Annotated in this window: 16 protein-coding genes; 8 read left to right on the forward strand and 8 right to left on the reverse strand. The window is 70.4% G+C overall.

Features of this window, described 5'->3' with window-relative positions; translation table 11 throughout:
• The first annotated feature begins 231 nt into the window (after positions 1-231).
• Both VLK66_RS25240 and VLK66_RS25245 read left to right on the forward strand, forming a co-directional pair.
• Positions 232-1,398, forward strand: coding sequence for an AI-2E family transporter (locus VLK66_RS25240; protein ID WP_325312277.1), 1,167 nt, complete (start codon positions 232-234; stop codon positions 1,396-1,398).
• A gap of 31 nt (positions 1,399-1,429) precedes the next feature.
• Positions 1,430-2,536 carry a DUF1611 domain-containing protein gene (locus VLK66_RS25245; RefSeq protein WP_325312278.1) on the forward strand — a complete coding sequence of 369 codons (1,107 nt, stop codon included), beginning with the start codon at positions 1,430-1,432 and terminating at the stop codon, positions 2,534-2,536.
• A gap of 180 nt (positions 2,537-2,716) precedes the next feature.
• Here VLK66_RS25245 and VLK66_RS25250 read toward each other — a convergent pair whose 3' ends face one another.
• Together VLK66_RS25250 and VLK66_RS25255 are read right to left on the reverse strand one after the other, a co-directional pair.
• The gene (locus VLK66_RS25250) at positions 2,717-3,937 is read right to left on the reverse strand and encodes a retropepsin-like aspartic protease (RefSeq protein ID WP_325312279.1); all 1,221 of its coding nucleotides are present in this window, start codon (positions 3,935-3,937) and stop codon (positions 2,717-2,719) included.
• 185 nt (positions 3,938-4,122) lie between these two features.
• A complete protein-coding gene (locus VLK66_RS25255; RefSeq protein ID WP_325312280.1) occupies positions 4,123-4,401 on the reverse strand; it encodes an oxidative damage protection protein in 279 nt (92 codons plus the stop codon).
• A gap of 102 nt (positions 4,402-4,503) precedes the next feature.
• On the opposite strand from VLK66_RS25255, the gene VLK66_RS25260 reads away from it, so the two are divergent.
• Positions 4,504-4,704: a hypothetical protein gene (locus VLK66_RS25260; protein ID WP_325312281.1), complete on the forward strand. Its 201-nt coding sequence runs from the start codon at positions 4,504-4,506 to the stop codon at positions 4,702-4,704.
• Between the two features lie 783 nt (positions 4,705-5,487).
• On the opposite strand, the gene VLK66_RS25265 is transcribed toward VLK66_RS25260, so the two are convergent.
• Together VLK66_RS25265 and VLK66_RS25270 are read right to left on the reverse strand one after the other, a co-directional pair.
• Complete coding sequence (locus tag VLK66_RS25265; RefSeq protein ID WP_325312282.1) at positions 5,488-7,251, reverse strand: vanadium-dependent haloperoxidase; 1,764 nt, start codon at positions 7,249-7,251, stop codon at positions 5,488-5,490.
• Between the two features lie 825 nt (positions 7,252-8,076).
• A complete protein-coding gene (locus VLK66_RS25270) occupies positions 8,077-9,393 on the reverse strand; it encodes an aminotransferase class V-fold PLP-dependent enzyme (protein ID WP_325312283.1) in 1,317 nt (438 codons plus the stop codon).
• A 256-nt stretch (positions 9,394-9,649) separates the two neighbouring features.
• Here VLK66_RS25270 and VLK66_RS25275 point away from each other — a divergent pair, with 256 nt between their 5' ends.
• Both VLK66_RS25275 and VLK66_RS25280 read left to right on the forward strand, forming a co-directional pair.
• Positions 9,650-10,075: a hypothetical protein gene (locus VLK66_RS25275; RefSeq protein WP_325312284.1), complete on the forward strand. Its 426-nt coding sequence runs from the start codon at positions 9,650-9,652 to the stop codon at positions 10,073-10,075.
• Between the two features lie 307 nt (positions 10,076-10,382).
• Positions 10,383-10,718, forward strand: coding sequence for a hypothetical protein (locus VLK66_RS25280; protein ID WP_325312285.1), 336 nt, complete (start codon positions 10,383-10,385; stop codon positions 10,716-10,718).
• Between the two features lie 191 nt (positions 10,719-10,909).
• Here the strand turns inward: VLK66_RS25280 and VLK66_RS25285 are convergent, their stop codons facing one another.
• Entirely contained in the window at positions 10,910-11,461 is a 552-nt protein-coding gene (locus VLK66_RS25285) for a DUF3124 domain-containing protein (RefSeq protein WP_325312286.1), read from the reverse strand.
• Between the two features lie 202 nt (positions 11,462-11,663).
• Here VLK66_RS25285 and VLK66_RS25290 point away from each other — a divergent pair, with 202 nt between their 5' ends.
• Together VLK66_RS25290 and VLK66_RS25295 are read left to right on the forward strand one after the other, a co-directional pair.
• Positions 11,664-12,494: an amidohydrolase family protein gene (locus VLK66_RS25290; protein WP_325312287.1), complete on the forward strand. Its 831-nt coding sequence runs from the start codon at positions 11,664-11,666 to the stop codon at positions 12,492-12,494.
• Positions 12,481-13,173 carry a hypothetical protein gene (locus VLK66_RS25295; protein WP_325312288.1) on the forward strand — a complete coding sequence of 231 codons (693 nt, stop codon included), beginning with the start codon at positions 12,481-12,483 and terminating at the stop codon, positions 13,171-13,173. Before VLK66_RS25290 ends, VLK66_RS25295 begins: the two co-directional genes overlap by 14 nt.
• Positions 13,174-13,389: 216 nt before the next feature.
• On the opposite strand, the gene VLK66_RS25300 is transcribed toward VLK66_RS25295, so the two are convergent.
• Positions 13,390-14,406, reverse strand: coding sequence for a glycosyltransferase family 2 protein (locus VLK66_RS25300; protein ID WP_325312289.1), 1,017 nt, complete (start codon positions 14,404-14,406; stop codon positions 13,390-13,392).
• Positions 14,407-14,664: 258 nt separating this feature from the next.
• On the opposite strand from VLK66_RS25300, the gene VLK66_RS25305 reads away from it, so the two are divergent.
• Positions 14,665-15,711: an NADH:flavin oxidoreductase/NADH oxidase gene (locus tag VLK66_RS25305; RefSeq protein ID WP_349260546.1), complete on the forward strand. Its 1,047-nt coding sequence runs from the start codon at positions 14,665-14,667 to the stop codon at positions 15,709-15,711.
• A gap of 393 nt (positions 15,712-16,104) precedes the next feature.
• Here the strand turns inward: VLK66_RS25305 and VLK66_RS25310 are convergent, their stop codons facing one another.
• Both VLK66_RS25310 and VLK66_RS25315 read right to left on the reverse strand, forming a co-directional pair.
• The gene (locus tag VLK66_RS25310) at positions 16,105-16,593 is read right to left on the reverse strand and encodes a DinB family protein (RefSeq protein WP_325312291.1); all 489 of its coding nucleotides are present in this window, start codon (positions 16,591-16,593) and stop codon (positions 16,105-16,107) included.
• Complete coding sequence (locus tag VLK66_RS25315) at positions 16,590-17,195, reverse strand: short chain dehydrogenase (protein ID WP_325312292.1); 606 nt, start codon at positions 17,193-17,195, stop codon at positions 16,590-16,592. Before VLK66_RS25315 ends, VLK66_RS25310 begins: the two co-directional genes overlap by 4 nt.
• Positions 17,196-17,200 lie beyond the last annotated feature (5 nt).

A 17,200-nucleotide genomic window follows, 5' to 3' on the forward strand; every position in this document is an offset into this window, starting at 1 on the left:
GGCTGTGGTTCGCTCGCGTCAAGTACTAATCTGATCGATAGATAAAGCTGTTCCACCGGTGGCGCAATGGGGATTCCGGACGGGTGGAATGCGCCAGCGGGGGAACGGCGTGGCGGCGGAGTTGCACCGTGCTCAGGCACGCGCCCGAAATCCGGCCGCGGCTTCCGTGGCCGGGCGGGGTACGATAGCTTTCGCCAGCGCCAGCCCGGCTCCCCCACACGCCCAAGCCCAATGCCCGCACGGCACCCGTCGGAATCGCCCTCGCCCTACAGCGTGCTGATCGCCACCATCTTCGCGGTCCTGCTGCTGCTGTTCGTGTACAGCGTGGCCGACGTGCTGCTGATGGTGTTCGTGGCCGCGCTCTTCTCGCTGTACCTGGGCGCCATCGCCGACTTCCTGCAGGCGCGGGCCAACATGCCGCGCGGGCTGGGGCTCGCCTGCGCCATGCTGCTGACCGTGCTGCTGGCCGCCGGCGTGGGCTGGCTGGTCATCCCCCCCGTGCTGAAGCAGACGCAGGAGCTGGTGGCCGCGCTTCCGCGCGAGATCACCGGGTGGACCGAGGGGCTGCGCACCATGGTGGGGCGCTACCCCATCCTGCAGTCGGTCATCCACCCCGACGAGGTGCAGCGGCAGCTTTCGGGGATGATGGCGAACGCCTCCAAGCTGGTGCCCGCGGTGCTGAACTTCATGCACGGGTTCATCGACCTCAGCGGCATCCTGGTGATGGGGATCTACCTGGCGTCGCGCCCGGAGATGTACCGCGAGGGAATCATCGCGCTGTCGCCGCCGGTGCACCGCGAGCTGGTGCGCGACATCCTGGCCGACCTGAAGCGCAGCCTGCGCGCGTGGATCGGCGGGCAGATGATGGCCATGTTCTTCCTGGGCGTGCTGACCTTCGCGGGACTGTCGATCCTGAAGGTGCCGTTCGCCCTGGCGTTCGGCGTGTTCACCGGCGTGGCCGTGCTGGTCCCCTTCTTCGGCTCGCTGCTGTCGACGCTCCTCCCGGCGATCCTGGTCGTCGGGCAGGGGGGGATCGTGCAGGCGCTGGGGGTGGTGGTGCTGGGCGTGGTGATCCACGTGATCGAGGGGAACATCATCCACCCGATCGTGATGGAGCGCCGGGTGCACCTGCCGCCGGTGCTCTCCATCACCAGCGTGCTGGTGATGGGCGAGCTGCTGGGCTTCATCGGCCTGCTGGTCGCCGTCCCCGTGCTGGCCACCACGATGGTGATCGTGCGCCGCATCTACATCCACCGCCTGCTGGAGGGGAAGGGCTTCCGCCGCTTCGTCCGCGACGCGCCCACCGAGATCCGCCTCCCCGACGGGGTGCAGCGGGTTGACCCGGCGCTGGTGAGCATCCCCGCCATCCTCGAGGAAGCCGGCGCCGCGCCGCGCTGACGTCTCCATCGACCGAAACGACGACCGCCCGATGCTCGACGCCAAGGACGCGCTGTCCGGCTACCGCTACCTGGTGCTGGCCGAGGGGATGTTCGGCCCGCAGACCAGCAAGACGGCCAACAGCGCGGTCCGCTACCTCCCGGGTCGCGTGCTGGCGGTGATCGACTCGCGCCACGCCGGGGAGAGCGTGGGGGACGTGCTCGGCTTCGGCGGGACGATTCCCGTGCTGGCGACGGTGGAGGAGGGGCTGGGGCGCGGCGCGACGGCGCTGCTGATCGGGATCGCGCCGCAGGGCGGGCAGCTGCCCGGGAGCTGGCGGCCGATGCTGAACGCGGCGATCGACGCGGGGCTCGACGTGGTCAGCGGGCTGCACTTCCACCTGTCGGACGACGCGGAGCTGCGCGAGCGGGCGGCCGCGCGCGGCGTGCGCATCCACGACCTGCGCAAGCCGCCGGCTCAACTCCCCGTCTCCACCGGCCGGGCGCGGCTGGTGGACGCGCTGGTGGTGCACACGGTGGGGACGGACTGCAACATCGGGAAGATGACGGCGGCGCTGCAGATCCGCGACGCGCTGGCCGCCCGCGGCACCCGCGTGGGCTTCGCCGCCACCGGGCAGACGGGGATCCTGATCGAGGGATGGGGGATCTCGGTGGATGCGGTGGTCGCCGATTTCGTGGGCGGCGCGGCGGAGCAGCTGGTGCTGCGCGCGGCGGAGGGGAACGACGTGGTGCTGGTGGAGGGGCAGGGCTCGCTGGTGCACCCGGGCTACTCGGGCGTCACGCTGGGGCTGCTGCACGGGTCGATGCCGGACGCGATGATCCTGTGCCACCAGCCGTCGCGCCAGTGCCCGTGGAACGCCGCGCACCGCTACGACTGGATGCGCCTCCCGAGCGTGCCGGAGATGATCCGCATCTGCGAAAGCGCCATCGCCCCGCTGCGCGAGTCGCGGGTGATCGGGATCGCGCTGAACACCTGGGATCTGACGGACGAGCAGGCCCGCGACGAGGCGCGCCGCCTGGAGGACGCCACCGGCCTCCCGGCGACCGACCCGGTGCGCTTCGACCCGTCCCCGCTCGCCGGCGCGATCGTGGCCGCGGCGGAGCGGAAGCGGGCGGGCCGAGCGGGGATGGGCGGGTGAGGGACAGAAGGCGGCTGAAGCCGCGGGGCCGCGGCAACAACCAGGAAAGCCTCGCAAACCGCGCGAGGCTTCAACAGCGGAAACGCCGAGTCGTTGCCATCACCAACACAGAACCGCCGCCCCTCCGATGTTCGGAGTGGCGGCGGTTCGCATCGGGAGCCGCTTCTTCCACCGCCGCCGTCAGATTATCCGCCGCAGGGTGAGGACGACCTCGCGGATGGTGGTGCCGCGGCGGAGGGTCAGGCGCCGGTGCGCGCCGTCCGCGTTGAACATCGCCCGGATCTCGTCCAGCGACCCGGCGTCCGCGCGGCGGCCATCGATGGCGAGGAGGACGTCGCCGGGAGCGATTCCCGCATCCGCCGCGGGGCCCGCGGCGATGACGTACTCCACGCTCACCGGCTGGTCCGGAGCCGCGGCGAGCCCCATTCCGCTCATGTCGGTGTCGTACGGCTCGGCGAAGGCGGGGCCAGCCTCGAAGATCACCCGCGAGCGCGCGTAGTCCAGCACCATGGTGGTGCGGCGGAAGACCGGCGCGCCCACGGTGCCGTCGGCCATCGTGCTGCCGAAGAAACCCTCGGCGCGCTCCGCCAGCCCCGCCGTGGGCGCCGCCACGCGCAGCCCGCCGATCTCCAGCGCGCCCAGCCGGGTGATGCGGCCGACGACCGTTCCGCCCACGCCCGTGCCGATGGGCGCCTCGTATCCCGCGGCGGAGAGCAGCCCGTGCGCGGCCACGAACGGCGCCGTCAGCCGCACCGCGAGCACGCTGGAGCCCAGGTCCAGGAGCAGCCGCGCGGAAACCGGCGCGCCGCCCGCCGGCGTGATCCGGGCCTGCACCATGGGGATGCGCAGCGCGAGCGACACCGGCACCTCCACGCCCGGCCCGCGGTACTCGTAGCCGTCGGGGTCGTACAGCCGCAGCCGGCGCGCGGCGTAGTCGATCTCCACCACGTACCGGCTGATGAAGTCGTATCCCAGCGTGCCGCGGATGTCCGTGCCCCGCGAGCGCGAAACGGCCTCGAGCGGGACGAGCGCCACCGTCACGTCGCGCATCCGTACGGGTCCCACGGCGATCGAGTCCGCCTGCCCCAGGCTGATGCCGAAGGTGCCGGACCCCTGCACCTGCGCCCGCCCGGGAAGCACCCGCACGTGCGCCGCCGACGGAGCCCACGCCGCGTCGAGCGACGAGACGCTGGAGCCGGTGTCGAGCAGCAGCCAGCCGCGCACCCCGTTCACCGACGCGTCCAGCATGACGTGGTCGCCGCGCAGCACGAACGGGATCTCGGCCACCAGCGTGTTCGCGGCGGCCGCCGGTGCGGGTGAAGCGATCGTGGCGACGCTCATGGGAAGATGCGGGAGAATGGTGGCGGCCAGGAGAGCCGTGCAGAGAAGCGGTTGGAGCATCGGGGGTGTCTCCGGCGGGCGTGAGATGTGAATCAAGATTCGCAAATCGAATATGCGAACGTGAATTCACATCTGTCAAGCATCTCGTGCCCGATGCTGGCGACACACGAAAACCGCCGCCCCCGGTTGCTCCGGAGGCGGCGGTTCGTGGTCTGTCCCTGTCCCTGTTCCCTATCCCCTGCAGTTCACCACTGCACCGTCCCCTGCTTGGACGTGTCGACCTTCTCGGTCTCGCCGGTGCCGAAGAAGAACTCGGTGGTCTGGTCCGTGAGGAACTTGCGGGACTCCGGGTCGCGCAGGTTCAGGCCGTAGTGGTTGATGAGCGCCGTCTGGCGCTGCAGCCACTGCGCCCAGCAGTCCTGGCACACCTCGGCCTGCAGCTTCTTCCCCAGGTCGTTGTTGAACGGGGGCCAGGCGAGCCCCGGCCTGGTCTGCCCGCAGCGCACGCACGTGACGTCGGCCATCTTTCGTCTCTCGATCTTTCTCGTTCAGTTGCGCGCACGGTGCGCGGCGCCGGAATATACCGGCCCGCGCAAGTCGCGTCCAACCCGCACGCCGCAAGCCGCATGGCCGAGCCCATCCCCGCGCGCCTGAGCGACGAAGGCCGCACCGCCACCTGGAACCCGGCGCTCACCCGCGCCGCGCACGTCCTCCTGCGCGTGCGCCGCGAGGACGGCAGCGTCGAGGAGCGCCGCTCCATGAACAGCGGCCGCGCCAAGGTCCGCGACGGCGAGTGCATCGAGCAGGTCGCCGCGGCGGAGGAGTAGGCGCGCGCGATCCTTTCTCGCATCTCCCGGGTTTTTCAGCAGGGCTCTCACGAGGTCACCTCTTTGCCCCTTGCGATACCAGATCCGGGCGGAAGAATCAGTGCATCTCGCCGAGTCACGTGCTGCGGCGGCGATAGATCCTTCGGCCTGCAAGCGCTTGCGCCGATTCTGGTCAGGGCGTGGCCGGCCTCAGGATGACGTCGGGGTTGGCGCAGCGAGGATGCACGAACTGAATCCCCGGATTTGGTGTGAGAGCTTGCGGTGTTCGGTGAGACGATGCATCGGCGGGGGATGGGGATCATCTGTCCCACGTGTACCAGACTTGCCACGGAATTCGACTCTGCTACTCATCTCCCGATGTCTCCCGTTTCTTCGTAACTGGTTGCGGGAGATGGAGATGAAGCCACGGCACGGCGGCCGGTCTGGCGATTGCCCTATGGCTCGCCGACGCGGAACACTGCTTCCGCGGACCACGCCGCCGGTATCGGCCAGAGCGGTTCCCTTCGGCCTCCTTCCTCACCGGCGCACCCGCCTGCCCCCCGCCGGGCCCAAACCCGGTCCTCTTCCGCGGCGGTACCCGCGCCCGCACCGGCCCTGAGACGGCCGGAGCGAGCGGGCCGGGTGCCGATCCGCCCCTTCCACAGCGGCACGACATCCCCGCACGGCCCCGCCCGGCAACGGCAACGAGGCGCGCGTCCAGCATGGCACGACTCGGCGCCCCGGCTCGGACATGAGCCGGGGCGCCGCCTGTCACGCCGCGCCATTCTCGGCCGCGGCGCGGGGTCACAGCTCCGGGTCGCCTCCGCCAACGCCGGTGCAGAGGAACGACGTGCGCGTGCGCAGGCACGAGCCCGGCGGGTCGGTTCCGAGGTTCTCGGGGCAGATGCCGCCCGGCCGGATGCGGATGTACGTGCCGTCGTAGCGCCGGAGACGGATCTCGTACTCCTCGTTGTAGACGTTGCGCTGGTTGCACAGGATGCTGATGGCCACGTCCTCGCCCAGCCGGACGGCCTCCTGGTGGTCGGTGCGCCAGTGCACGCCCGCCCACAGGCGCGCGATCCCGACGTTGTCCACCAGCTTGTTGATCTCCCCCTCCAGCGTCAGCGCGGTGTCGCCGCTGGGGTCGAACTGCGTCAGCGCCAGCCCGTCGTCGGTGGGCACCACCGGGTTCAGGATCAGGTAGTCGCCGGGGAAGAACGCCTTCAGGATGGTTCCCAGCGCCCCCGCCACGGTGGAGTGCCCCGAGCCGTACGACGGGTGCAGCGGGCTCCCCTCGGCGAACGCCTGCGGGAGCAGGTAGGTGCCGCCCTCGGGGAAGCGCCGCAGGTTGGCGTTCTGCTGCAGGTTGTGCGGGAAGATCCGCGGCGTCAGCACGTTGGCGTCGAGCCGCGCGAAGTTGGCGGCGTGGAAGGGGTACGCCGTGGCCCCCACCTTCTGGTTGTGGATGCGCCCGCCGAACTCCTCGGGGCGCAGCCGCCGGTGCACCGCCCACTTCTGGTACCACACCGCCTTCAGCGCCCGGTTCATCGTCTCCACCAGCAGCGAGATCAGGTGCGGCTTGCCGAAGGTGGAGAAGCCCTCCTGGGTGACCGACTTCCCCGGGAACTGCTGCTGGAACGCCGTGGCGGAGTTCACGTACGGCAGGCAGCGCGCGTACTCCACCCCGCGCCCCGCCGCCTCCTCGCACCGCCGCAGCGGCTCGGCGGGCGAGCAGAGCTGCAGCGCGGCGTTCAGGAACGCGTTGAAGGTCGAGTCCACGTGCACGAACGCCGTGAGGTCGCGCCCGTTGCGGATCCAGCGCCGCGTGTCGTCGCACGCCGTCTGGTCGCGGTCGCACCCGTCCTGCACCGCCAGCCACTCGTTGTAGGCGGTCAGGTAGTCGATCCCCGGCTGCACCGTGCGGATGCGCCCGGGGATGCGCTGCGCGCCGTACGGCGTGTCCATGTAGAAGAACTGCGAGACGTACGGCCCCACCTGGCTTCCCGGCGTGATGCCGCGGAAGAGCACGTCGTTGCTGGCGGTGGGGGCGAAGATGCAGGCGTAGCCGGCCAGGTCGGTGCGGGCGGCGGTGATCAGCGGGTCGGTGGCGTACTGGGTGAAGGCCACGTCACGCGCCAGCGCCTGCCAGTACAGCTCCGCGATCTCGGAGATCTCCTCGGCGCTGCTGAACTTGGGCGCCGGGGGAAGGCAGAGGGCGTGCGAGTCGAAGCCCTCCAGGTCGAACGCGAACGCCGACTGCGGGTCCACCAGCAGCCGCCGGCGTGCCATGCACTCCAGCTGCGGCGGCACCCCCGACGGGATGGCGGGCATGCAGTCGGGGCAGCACCCCAGGTTGATTCCCTCGAACAGGTTGGGGTTCCGGGTGGCGATGGCCTGCAGCAGCTTGCAGTACTCGTTGCTGTCGACCTCGCCCAGGTTGTTGTGCGGCAGCCCCTTGCTGTAGCTGGCGATGAAGCGGTTGGGGAACGAGGCCTGGAACTCGATCTCGTCGCAGTTGCAGGGGTGGCTGCGCGGCGAGTTGGCCTCGTTGGCCGCCTGCAGCTTCACGGCCCGGCTGAGGTCCTGCCGTTCCTCCGGGCTGCACGGACCGATCTCGCACCCCACGTTGCAGATGGCCGCTGGGGTCGGCGGGTCGGTGGTGCAGGGTGCGGGCGGTACGCAGCCCGCGGGGAGGTTTCGTGGGGGGCACGGGAACGCCATGGAGCACCTGCCTTGTGAAGTGGGGGCAGGACGCGCCGGCGAGAGTCGCCGGCAGCGGAAGGGGGACGGGCAGGGCGGAGGGAGGTGGAGGCGCGGAACAGGCGTTTTCACGTCCCGGCGTAATGCGAGCGCCCTTCGTTGAGCAGTACTCCCGGCGAGTGGGGTTGTTTCGGACAATAGATTAGAAAAACGTTAAGTAAGTTAAAACTGTGTCAACATCAAACACACCACTCGCTAAAACAGTAACAAAAACAGCCTTTTGTTGATCACATAGATCACACTACTCACAGCACCTGTAACAGGATGACCTGTAAGAGGGGGCTCTGTGGTGCGGCCGGCCTCTCGCCGAAGTGCTGTTGCCGGTCGGTCAAAACCCTTCTCTCAGCGGCAGGAACCTAGACCCGCGCAAGAACGTGGGGGACGCTGCTCGGGGCGTTCGGGAGGCGGTTTTGGAGGAGGGGTGGAGGTCCTTCAGGCGGTGCTTCGCGGGCCCTCGCTGGCGCGCGGCAGAGTTCGACTGGGCCGTCACCGCGGCCCGCACTGTGGGAAGTCTACGGGCGCGCGATCGGCTCGGCTGATTCCCGGAAGATGCTCTTCGCGAAGTCGTCGAGGGCGGAAGTACTGTCCGGCTCGAAGGAGTTCCAGGGCGTCTTCCACGGTGCTGCCGTTCAATCACCCCGCGTCGCCCGCGGCGCGTCCACGTGCTCCGCCGAGGATTCCGTGCATCGCCTCGACGAACCGGTCGATCTCGTCCAGCGTGGTGTAGACGTTGGGGGTTACGCGGATGCCCTCGACGCCGGCCCATTTCGTGGGGCTGGTGATGATGCGGTGCTTCGTCCACAGCTCGTCGTAGATCCGCCCGGGCTCGATCCCCTCCACCTGCACCAGCGCGATGGCGTACGCGTGGCCGGGGCGGAGACTCGTATGCAGCCGCACGCGCGGATGCGCCGCGAGCGCGGTGGCCCAGCGGTCGCGCAGGTAGGCCAGCCGCGCGGCCTTGTTCGCGACGCCGATCGCGTGGGTGAACGCCATCGCCTCGGCGACGGCGAGCGCGTTGGCGGCAGGGTGCGTGCCGACGTCCTCAAACTTGCGGATGTCGGCGCGCTTCGCCTCGTCGCTCGCCTGCAGCGGCCAGATCTCCGGGATCTTCTCCCGCCGCACGAACAGCATCCCCGTTCCGTGCGGCGCGTACATCCACTTGTGCAGGCTTGCCGCGTAGAAGTCGCACTCCAGGTCGGCGTGGCGGAAGGGGAAGTGCGCGAACGCGTGGGCGCCGTCCACGATCACGGGGATGCCGCGGCCGCGCGCCATCCGCACCACGGCGCGCACCGGAAGCACCTGTCCGTTCACGAAGCTCATGTGGCTCATGTGGACGAGCTTCGTCCGCGGGGTGATGGCGGATTCGTATCTCCGCACCACCTCCGCCGGGTCGTCGATGGGGATGGGGAGATCCACCGTCCGCAGCACGACACGATCGCGGCGCTCGCGCTGGCGCCACGTCTCGATCATGTGCGGATAGTCCTGCGTGGAGATGACCACCTCGTCGCCCGCCCGCAGGTCGAAGCCCATCTGCAGGATCTGCAGCGCCTCGGTGGCGTTGCGGGTGATGGCGATCTCCTCCGCCTCACATCCGAACATTCGCGCCAGACCGGCGCGCACGGTCTCGCGCTGCGGCTCCAGCACGCGCCACATGGTTTGCACCGGCGCCTCGTTGCTGTAGTCGAGGTACCGCTTCATCGCATCCTGCACCAGCCGCGGCGAGGGACTGACGCCGGCGTTGTTCAGGTTGATGATGCTGCGGTCGACCGTGAACGCCTGCTGCACCGGCACCCAGAACCGCTCGTCGCGCGCGATCTCGTCCGGCCCGCCGCCGAAGCGCGCCAGCTCGTACGCGATGTCGCGCAGCTCGTCGCGCCCGCCGGTGGCGAGCCACGTGGCCGGCGCGGTGCGGCTGAGAGTCGAGAGGAAATCGCGACGCGAGAAAGTCATCGTCGAAGGCGCGGTTGTCGTGCAGAGAGGAGAGCCGTTACCAACTATGCCGGGAGCGCGAAACGGGCGCCAGAGCACCCCGTCTCCGCCCCGTTGCAGGCCACGCGCATGCCCGAGGACGAGCGGCACGACTGCGGCGGCTGGATCGTGCGGACCGGTGCCGAGTACTCCATCGTGCTGTGGCCCACGGCGCGGGTACTGAACGTCCAGAGAGAAGGCAATGAAGTGCAATCCGTTGATTCACATAGCCTGTGGGATGCTGACCGTACTCGCGCTGGCGCTGCCTGCGAGAGCCTCGGCGCAGTCCGCGTGTCCGCCCGACAACTCCGAGGCGCGGGACGTGGCCGGCATGTTCCTGGTGGACCCGGCATTCCAGGAAGAGCGCCAGACTTCCGGCACCACTCTCGTCGACCCGTCGCACCTGCGCGTGCTGAACGACGCGCAGGACGCAGCCGTGTGCAGCCGGCTCTGGTCCGGGATCACCGTCGCTGAGTACCGGTCGGCGCCCTGGCTTCCGGTGTTCTACACGGCAGACGGGTTCTACTTCATCGCCGTGGTGAAGGGCCCGATCGAGCAGACCCGGTTGCGCGTGGAGAACGGCGCCATCAAGGGCGAGATGTACCTGGTTCCCTTCAGCGTGCTCGATCAGGCCTTCACCGTTCGGCTGGACACCGCCCTGTAGCGCAATCCTGGTCGGCTGTGGCCGCGGTGGAACCGAAGCCCCGGGGCGATTCGCTCGCCCCGGGGCTTCGTAGGGACGGGATGCTTCGCCCCTGGTGCGCGCTCTGCCAGCGGCGGTGCACTACCGGCTCGCCGGAGGGCTACAGCCCCTCGTCTTCGACGGACCCGCTTCATGGTGAAGGTCACCCGGTCGGGCCGATTACGCCGTTCTTGTTCCCCCGCTGTCACCCGACGAATATTGCAGCTGCCCACCATCGCTGCCGACCGGGGGCAGCGGTTTTCATCCACATCCGGAATGCGAGGAGATCATGAGAAAGCTCACGCTCAACCTGAACGCGCTGGCGGTGCAGTCGTTCGCGACCGACGCCGCGAGGCCGGGGTTCGGCACGGTGCAGGGGCGGCAGAAGGGGAACACCGGACTGCAGGACACGGACTGCTCGGCGGTGGACGCGTGCCCGTCGGCGCGCGGCTGCAGCGAGCTGGACGAGTGCCGCCGCACGCAGGGCGACAACTGCCCGTCGGCCGCGCTGGACTGCCCGACCTCTCGCGGGTGCAGCAAGGGCCCGGACTGCGACCCGTCCGCCGTGGACGCGTGCATCTCCGAGCGCGGCTGCACGGAGATCGGCTGCCCCGTCGAAGCCTGAGCCATCCCCCCGGCTCGAGGGCGAACCCGCTGCCGGGAACGTGACGAGCCCCGTCCGGTGACGCGCCAGCGTCATCGGACGGGGCTTCAGCACTCAGCACTCAGCACTCAGCACTCAGCACTCAGCACTCAGCACTCAGCACTCAGCACTCAGCACTCAGCACTCAGCACTCAGCACTCAGCACTCTCATCTCACCGGCGCACGAGCGGCCGCCCCACGCTCACGAACGACAGCCCCTGCGTTCCCGCGACGGACACCATCACCGCCTCGATCACGGGCTCGGTGACCTTCTGCGTGGCCGTCCATTCGACCATGAAGTTCGCTCCGGACCCGGCGCTCTCGCCTTCCGGAAGCACGTACTCGGCGGTGGCCAGGGGCGCCAGCCGCAGCGGCGCGCGCAGGTACTCGCGCAGGAACTTCCCGTCCGTCGCATACAGCTGCACGGCCGTCACCACCAGCGGATGGTCGGGATCGGTGTTGCGCACGCTCAGCATGGCGGTGAGCGCGAAGCGGCGCTGCGCGTCGGCGGCGTAGACGTGCGTGTACACCGGCACGTACACCACCTGCCGCACGGTGGCCGCCGCCGAATCGGCGAAGTCCGAGCGATGGGGAATGCGGACCGCCCGCGGCGGTGCCGGGGGCGCGCCGCCGTCCTGCCGCGGCCGCTCCCGCTCGCCGCCGCAGCCGGTCAGGAGCAGCGCCAGCGCCGCCGCCGGCAGCGCCCGGAAGGGGAACGCGAGCATGAGCGATTCTCCGCCTGGGTGGGGAAGAGATGCGGTCCATCCCGTGGAAGCCGGTCGCCGCGGCCCGGCTCAGGCACAGTATGCCGCCGCTCAGGCCGGACCGCCATGCTCCGCGGCGCGCGCGGCCGATCCGGATCACCGGCGTGCCGTGCTGGTACGCTCCCTGCCACCGGCGGCGGCGTACCCACAGCCGGCGGAATCCGTGATCATCGACTGCCACACGCATCTCAACCGCTATACGCCCGACCTTCCGGCCACGCTGGCGGAGCGCCACGCGCAGCTCGGCGCGGCGATGGACGCGCACGGAATCGCCTATGCGCTGGTGCTGACCTCGTACGACGTGAACCCCGAGCGGCCGGACACCGCGGAGGTGCTGGCCGCCGTGGAGGGCGACGCGCGCCTGGGCGTGGTGGCGGGGGTGCGGCACGCGCACCTCACGCGCGACCTGCCGCACCTGCGCGACCTGCTGCGGGGCGGGCGGGTGAAGGGGCTGAAGCTGTATCCGGGTTACGAGCCCTTCCGCCTCTCCGCGCCGGAGATGCGACCCGTGTATGACCTGGCGGCCGAGTTCGGCGTTCCCGTGATGATCCACACGGGCGACACGTTCGACGCGAAGGCGAAGGTGCGCTTCGCCCACCCGCTGGAAGTAGACGACATCGCGGTCGATCACCGCGAGACGAGCTTCGTCATCTGCCACCTGGGGAACCCGTGGCTGCTCGACGCGGCCGAGGTCATCTACAAGAACCCCAACGTCTTCGGCGACCTCTCCGGCTTCACCGTGGGCGACTGGCAGTCGCGCTTCGAGCGGCTGATGGTACAGAAGGTCAACGAGGTCGTGGCCTACGTGAACGATCCGGACAAGCTGATGTTCGGCAGCGACTGGCCGATCTCGGACCTGGGCGGGTACCTGGCGTTCGTCTGGCGGCTGGACCTGACCGACGCCGAGCGCGACGGGATCCTGTGGCGCAACGCGGCGCGCGTGTTCCGCCTCGGGTTCGAGGTGCGCGTGGAGCAGGACGATGGCGGAGCCTGAGCCGCGCGTCGTCGAAGTCCGGGACGAGCGCACGGAGCTCGCCCGGGCCGCGATCGACCTCATCCAGACGTCGATCGGCGACGTGCAGCCGGCGGCGGACCTTCTCTCGGAGATCGAGGAGAGCCGCCGCGCCCTTCCCTCGGGCGGCGACTACCACCTGATCGCGTCGGTGGATGGGGATGGCGAGCCGGTGGCGGCCGCGGCCGGGGTGTTCCTGGAGTCGGTGAACGCGGGGTTCATCACCTACCTGGCGGTGCGCGAGGAGGTGCGCGGCCAGCGCCTGGGCGGCGACCTGCGCGCGCGCCTGGTCGAGTGCTTTCGCGACGACGCGCGGCGCGCGCACGGCGGCCCGCCCGCGTGGACGGTGGGCGAGGTGCGCCGTGAGAGCGCGTGGCTGCGCACGCTGGTGCGCGGCGGCCGCGCGATCCCCTTCGACTTCGGCTACTTCCACCCGTGGATGCCGCTCCGCGCCGAGGGCCGGTACATCCTCTACCGCGAGCCGATCGCCGACGGGCGCCTGGAGGTGAGCGGGCACGAGGTGGCGCGGCTGCTGTTCGCCATCTGGCGGCGCGCGTACCGCATCCGCTACCCGCTGCAGAGCGAGACCTTCTGCTACATGCTCCGCAAGCTCGACGGGCGGGACACGGTCGGCGCGGACCCGGCGTTCGCGGAGGATTGAACCGCGGGCCCTCACCCGAAAAAATGAGAAGGGAGAGACAAAACTGCCGTCTCTCCCTTCTCATTTTTCGACCTCTCCCAAACAGCTGGGAGAGGTGAACCGCAACGGCCGCAGAAGCTCGCGGAGCCCACGCGAATGCCGCGGCCGCAGTCCCGCAGGGACTTTGTGCCGTTGTTGCCCCCGAATTCCATTCGGGGAACCTCAGCCTCAGGGCAATCACCCCACGCCCAGCCAATCCTCGCCCACCGCATACCCCATCTCCCCCAGCCGCGCGGAGATGAGGCCGCGGGCGCCGTGGTTGTTCACGTAGACGAGGACGAACGGGCGCGGATCGCGCTCCGCCAGCCACTCCGGCGCGTGCACGGGCAGGCCCCAGACGCGATGCCCGATCTTGTCGGGATCGATGTCGATCCACGCAGACGGGGCGACGCCGCGCTCCATCGCCAGGCGCGCACGGAGGCGGGAGCGGCGGCCGGCGCCCCAGACGACGACCTCGCGCCCGGCGTGCAGCCGCGGGTCGCGCGCGAGGTAGTCCGCGCGCAGGCGGTCGAAGGCGTCGCGGGCGTAGCGTGCGTCCGTGCGGCTGGTACGCGCACCGCGCTCGCGCCAGCGCAGGAGGACGCGCGGCACCTTGCCCATCCGGTGCCCGCCCGCGTGGAGGCGCAGCCAGAGCTCGTAATCCTCCGGGAACGGCCCGTCCGCGTAGCCGCCGGCCGCGCGCAGAACCTCCGTGCGCGCCATCACCGACGGATGCGCGAACGGCGACTCGACGTAGAGGTTCGCGGCGATCTGCCCGGGCTCGACGCACTCGTTCTGCCAGCGTACGTATTCCAGGTAGCCGCCGCGCACCTCCTCCGGCGGAAACAGCTCCACCTGCGTGCCGCACAGCGCGGCGCCGGGGTGCGCGTCCATCCACTCGCGCTGCGCCCGCAGGCGATCGGGGAGCATCACGTCGTCCGCGTCCATCCGCGCTGCGAGCGGCGCCCGCGCCTCCGCGATCGCCAGGTTCAGCGCCGCGACGAGGCCGACGCGCCCGGGCCGCAGCAGCCGCACGCGCGGATCATCATCTGCCCAACGCTCGACTATCGCCGCCGACTCGTCCGCCGACCCGTCGTCCACCGCGACCAGTTCCCAATCGCTCTCCGTCTGCGCGCGGATGGAGGCGAGGCACTCCGGCAGGAACGCCGCCTCGTCGCGGAAGGGGAGGAGGATGGAGATGGCGGGATCGGGCACGGGCTGCGGTGGTGGTGGCAGTGGATGATCAAGAAGATGCGGATCGAAGCTAACCTCGGGGATGGGAGCTGGCCTCCCACCGGCGACTGAAGTCGCAGCAACAACCACGGGAAGCCTCGCAAACTGCGCGAGGCTGTTCGGCTCGGCAGCCGGCTACGGCTCATGCCCCGCATGTGGCCCGGGCGTTGCGCGGGGGCGCGGCATTCGTTCTAACGACTGACGGGAGGAGACGTGGTGGAAGACGGACTGTTCGCGCCGATGACGATTCGCGGCGTCACGCTGCGCAACCGGATCGGCGTAAGCCCCATGTGCCAGTATTCGTGCGTGGACGGCTTCGCGGCGCCGTGGCACATGGTGCACCTGGGGAGCCGCGCGGTAGGCGGCGCGGGCGCGGTGATCGCCGAGGCCACCGCCGTCACCGCGGACGGCCGCATCTCGCCCGCGGACCTGGGGATCTGGAGCGACGCGCACGCCGAGGCGCTGGCGCCGATCGCGCGCTTCGTCGAGGCCAACGGCGCGGTCGCCGGCATCCAGCTGGCGCACGCGGGGCGGAAGGCGAGCACCGCGCCGCCGTGGAAAGGCGGCGGCTACGTCGATCCCGCACAGGGCGGCTGGCGGCCGATTTGGGCGCCGAGTGCGATTCCTTTCCACGCGGAGGCGCCCGTCCCCGAGGCGCTGGACGCGGCGGGGATCGCGTCGGTCGTGGACGCGTTCGCGGCGGCGGCGGTGCGGGCGCGCGAAGCGGGGTTTCGGCTGGCGGAGATCCACGCGGCGCACGGCTACCTGCTGCACCAGTTCCTCTCGCCGCTCAGCAACCACCGCGACGACGCGTACGGCGGCAGCTTCGAGAACCGCACCCGCATCGTGCGCGACGTAGTCCAGGCGGTGCGGCGGGTGTGGCCGGACGATCTCCCGCTCTTCGTCCGCATCTCCGCGACCGATTGGGTGGAAGGGGGATGGGACGCCGAGCAGTCGGTGGAGCTCGCGCGGATGCTGGGGCCGCTGGGTGTGGATGTGATCGACTGCTCGTCGGGCGGGAACGTGGCGCGCGTGCGGATCCCGATCGGCCCCGGCTACCAGGTGGAGTTCGCCGAGCGCATCCGCCGCGAGGCCGGCGTGGCCACGGCGGCCGTGGGGCTCATCACCAGCGCCCCGCAGGCGGACGCCATCGTGCGCGAGGGGCGCGCGGACATGGTCCTGCTCGCGCGCCAGCTCCTGCGCGACCCGTACTGGCCGCTGCACGCCGCGAAGGAGCTGGGCGTGCCCGGGGACTGGCCGGTCCAGTATCAGCGCGCGGTGGACTGATATGATACCGAATCCGCAAGGAGAGCGGGCCTTCCGCGCCCGTCTCCCTGACGTCATCCTGAGGCCGGCCACGCCGCAACCAGTTTCCGCGCAGAACCTTGCAGGCCGAAGGATCCATACCCGGTCCAGCACGTCAGCCGGGAGGCACATCGAGTCTTCGTCCGGATGCAGTGTGACGCGGGCAGGCGCAGGCGCGTCTCCCCGGCTCACGTGCTGTGCGGATGATAGATCCTTCGGCCTGCAACCTGTTGCGTGGACACGGATTGCGTCGTCGTCGGCCTCAGGATGACGTCGGGTGGGACCACTGCCGAATCGCCTTCAGCGATTGCGGCCAGACGCGGAGAACTCATCGCATTCACCGAGTTCTCCGCGACTCCGCGTCTCCGCGTGAGATCAGCTGGCTTTCTTCCACGCGCCCAGCATCCGGCGCACGGCCACGAGCTCGCCGATGTGGTACGCGGCGTGGTCGGCGGCGAGCAGGATCTCGCGGATGTACGTCTGCCCGGTGCCGTGCGGGATCTGCGCGAACAGGTCGATGGACGGGTCGCGCGCCATGGCCTGCAGCGCCGCGCGGTCGGCGCGGAACGCGGCCACGCTGCGGTCCCACGCCTCCGCGTCCGGCGGGGCGGGGGAGTCCGGCCAGTAGTCGTCGGGCCAGCGGATCTCGCGGTAGTCCGGGTTGCGCGAGAAGTCGAGGATGTCGTGCTGGGTGATGCGCAGGTGCTCCAGCAGCTGCCAGGGCGAGTACGGCAGCCCGCCCGGCGTGCGCCCGCGCAGTTCGCGGGGAATGCCCTCCACCGCCGTGTCGAAATCCACGTGCGCCTCGCCCCACTCCAGCACCTTCGCCAGCTGCTCGCGGAGCGCTGAATCCTGCGCGCTCACCGGAACGACCTCGCGTCGATCACCGCGCCGTTCTGCGTCCCTTCGACGGACGCCACGTAGGCGCGCGCCACCTCGGCCGCCGGCATCCCGCCGGAGGGGTCCATCCCCATGGCCTTCAGCGTCTCGCTCACCCACGGCGGGCTGACCACGTTCACGCGCACCCCGCGCGGCGCCTCGAGCGCGGCCGCGCGCACGAAGCCCTCCAGCCCCGCGTTCACCAGGCTGATCGCCGCGCTCCCCGGCATCGGGTCGTGCGCCAGCACGCCGCTGGTGACGGTGAACGAGCCGCCGTCGGCCACGGTCGCGAGCCCGCGGCGGACCAGGTTCACCTGTCCCATCAGCTTGTTGTGCAGGCTCGTCTCGAAGTCCTCGTCGGTGAGCTGCTCCAGCGGCTTCCACGCGCCCGAGCCCGCGCACGACACCAGCGTGTCGAAGCGCCCCACCGCGCGGAACAGCTCCTCGATGGACGCGGTGGAGGTGATGTCCACGCGCACGTCGCCGCTGCTGCGGGCGGCGCGAACGACCTCGTGCCCCTTCGCCACCAGCGCGTCCGCCACCGGGTCGCCGATGGTCCCCGTCCCGCCGATCACGATCACCTTCATCCCCG

It is taken from the genome of Longimicrobium sp. (genome assembly GCF_035474595.1).
Lineage (GTDB): Bacteria > Gemmatimonadota > Gemmatimonadetes > Longimicrobiales > Longimicrobiaceae > Longimicrobium.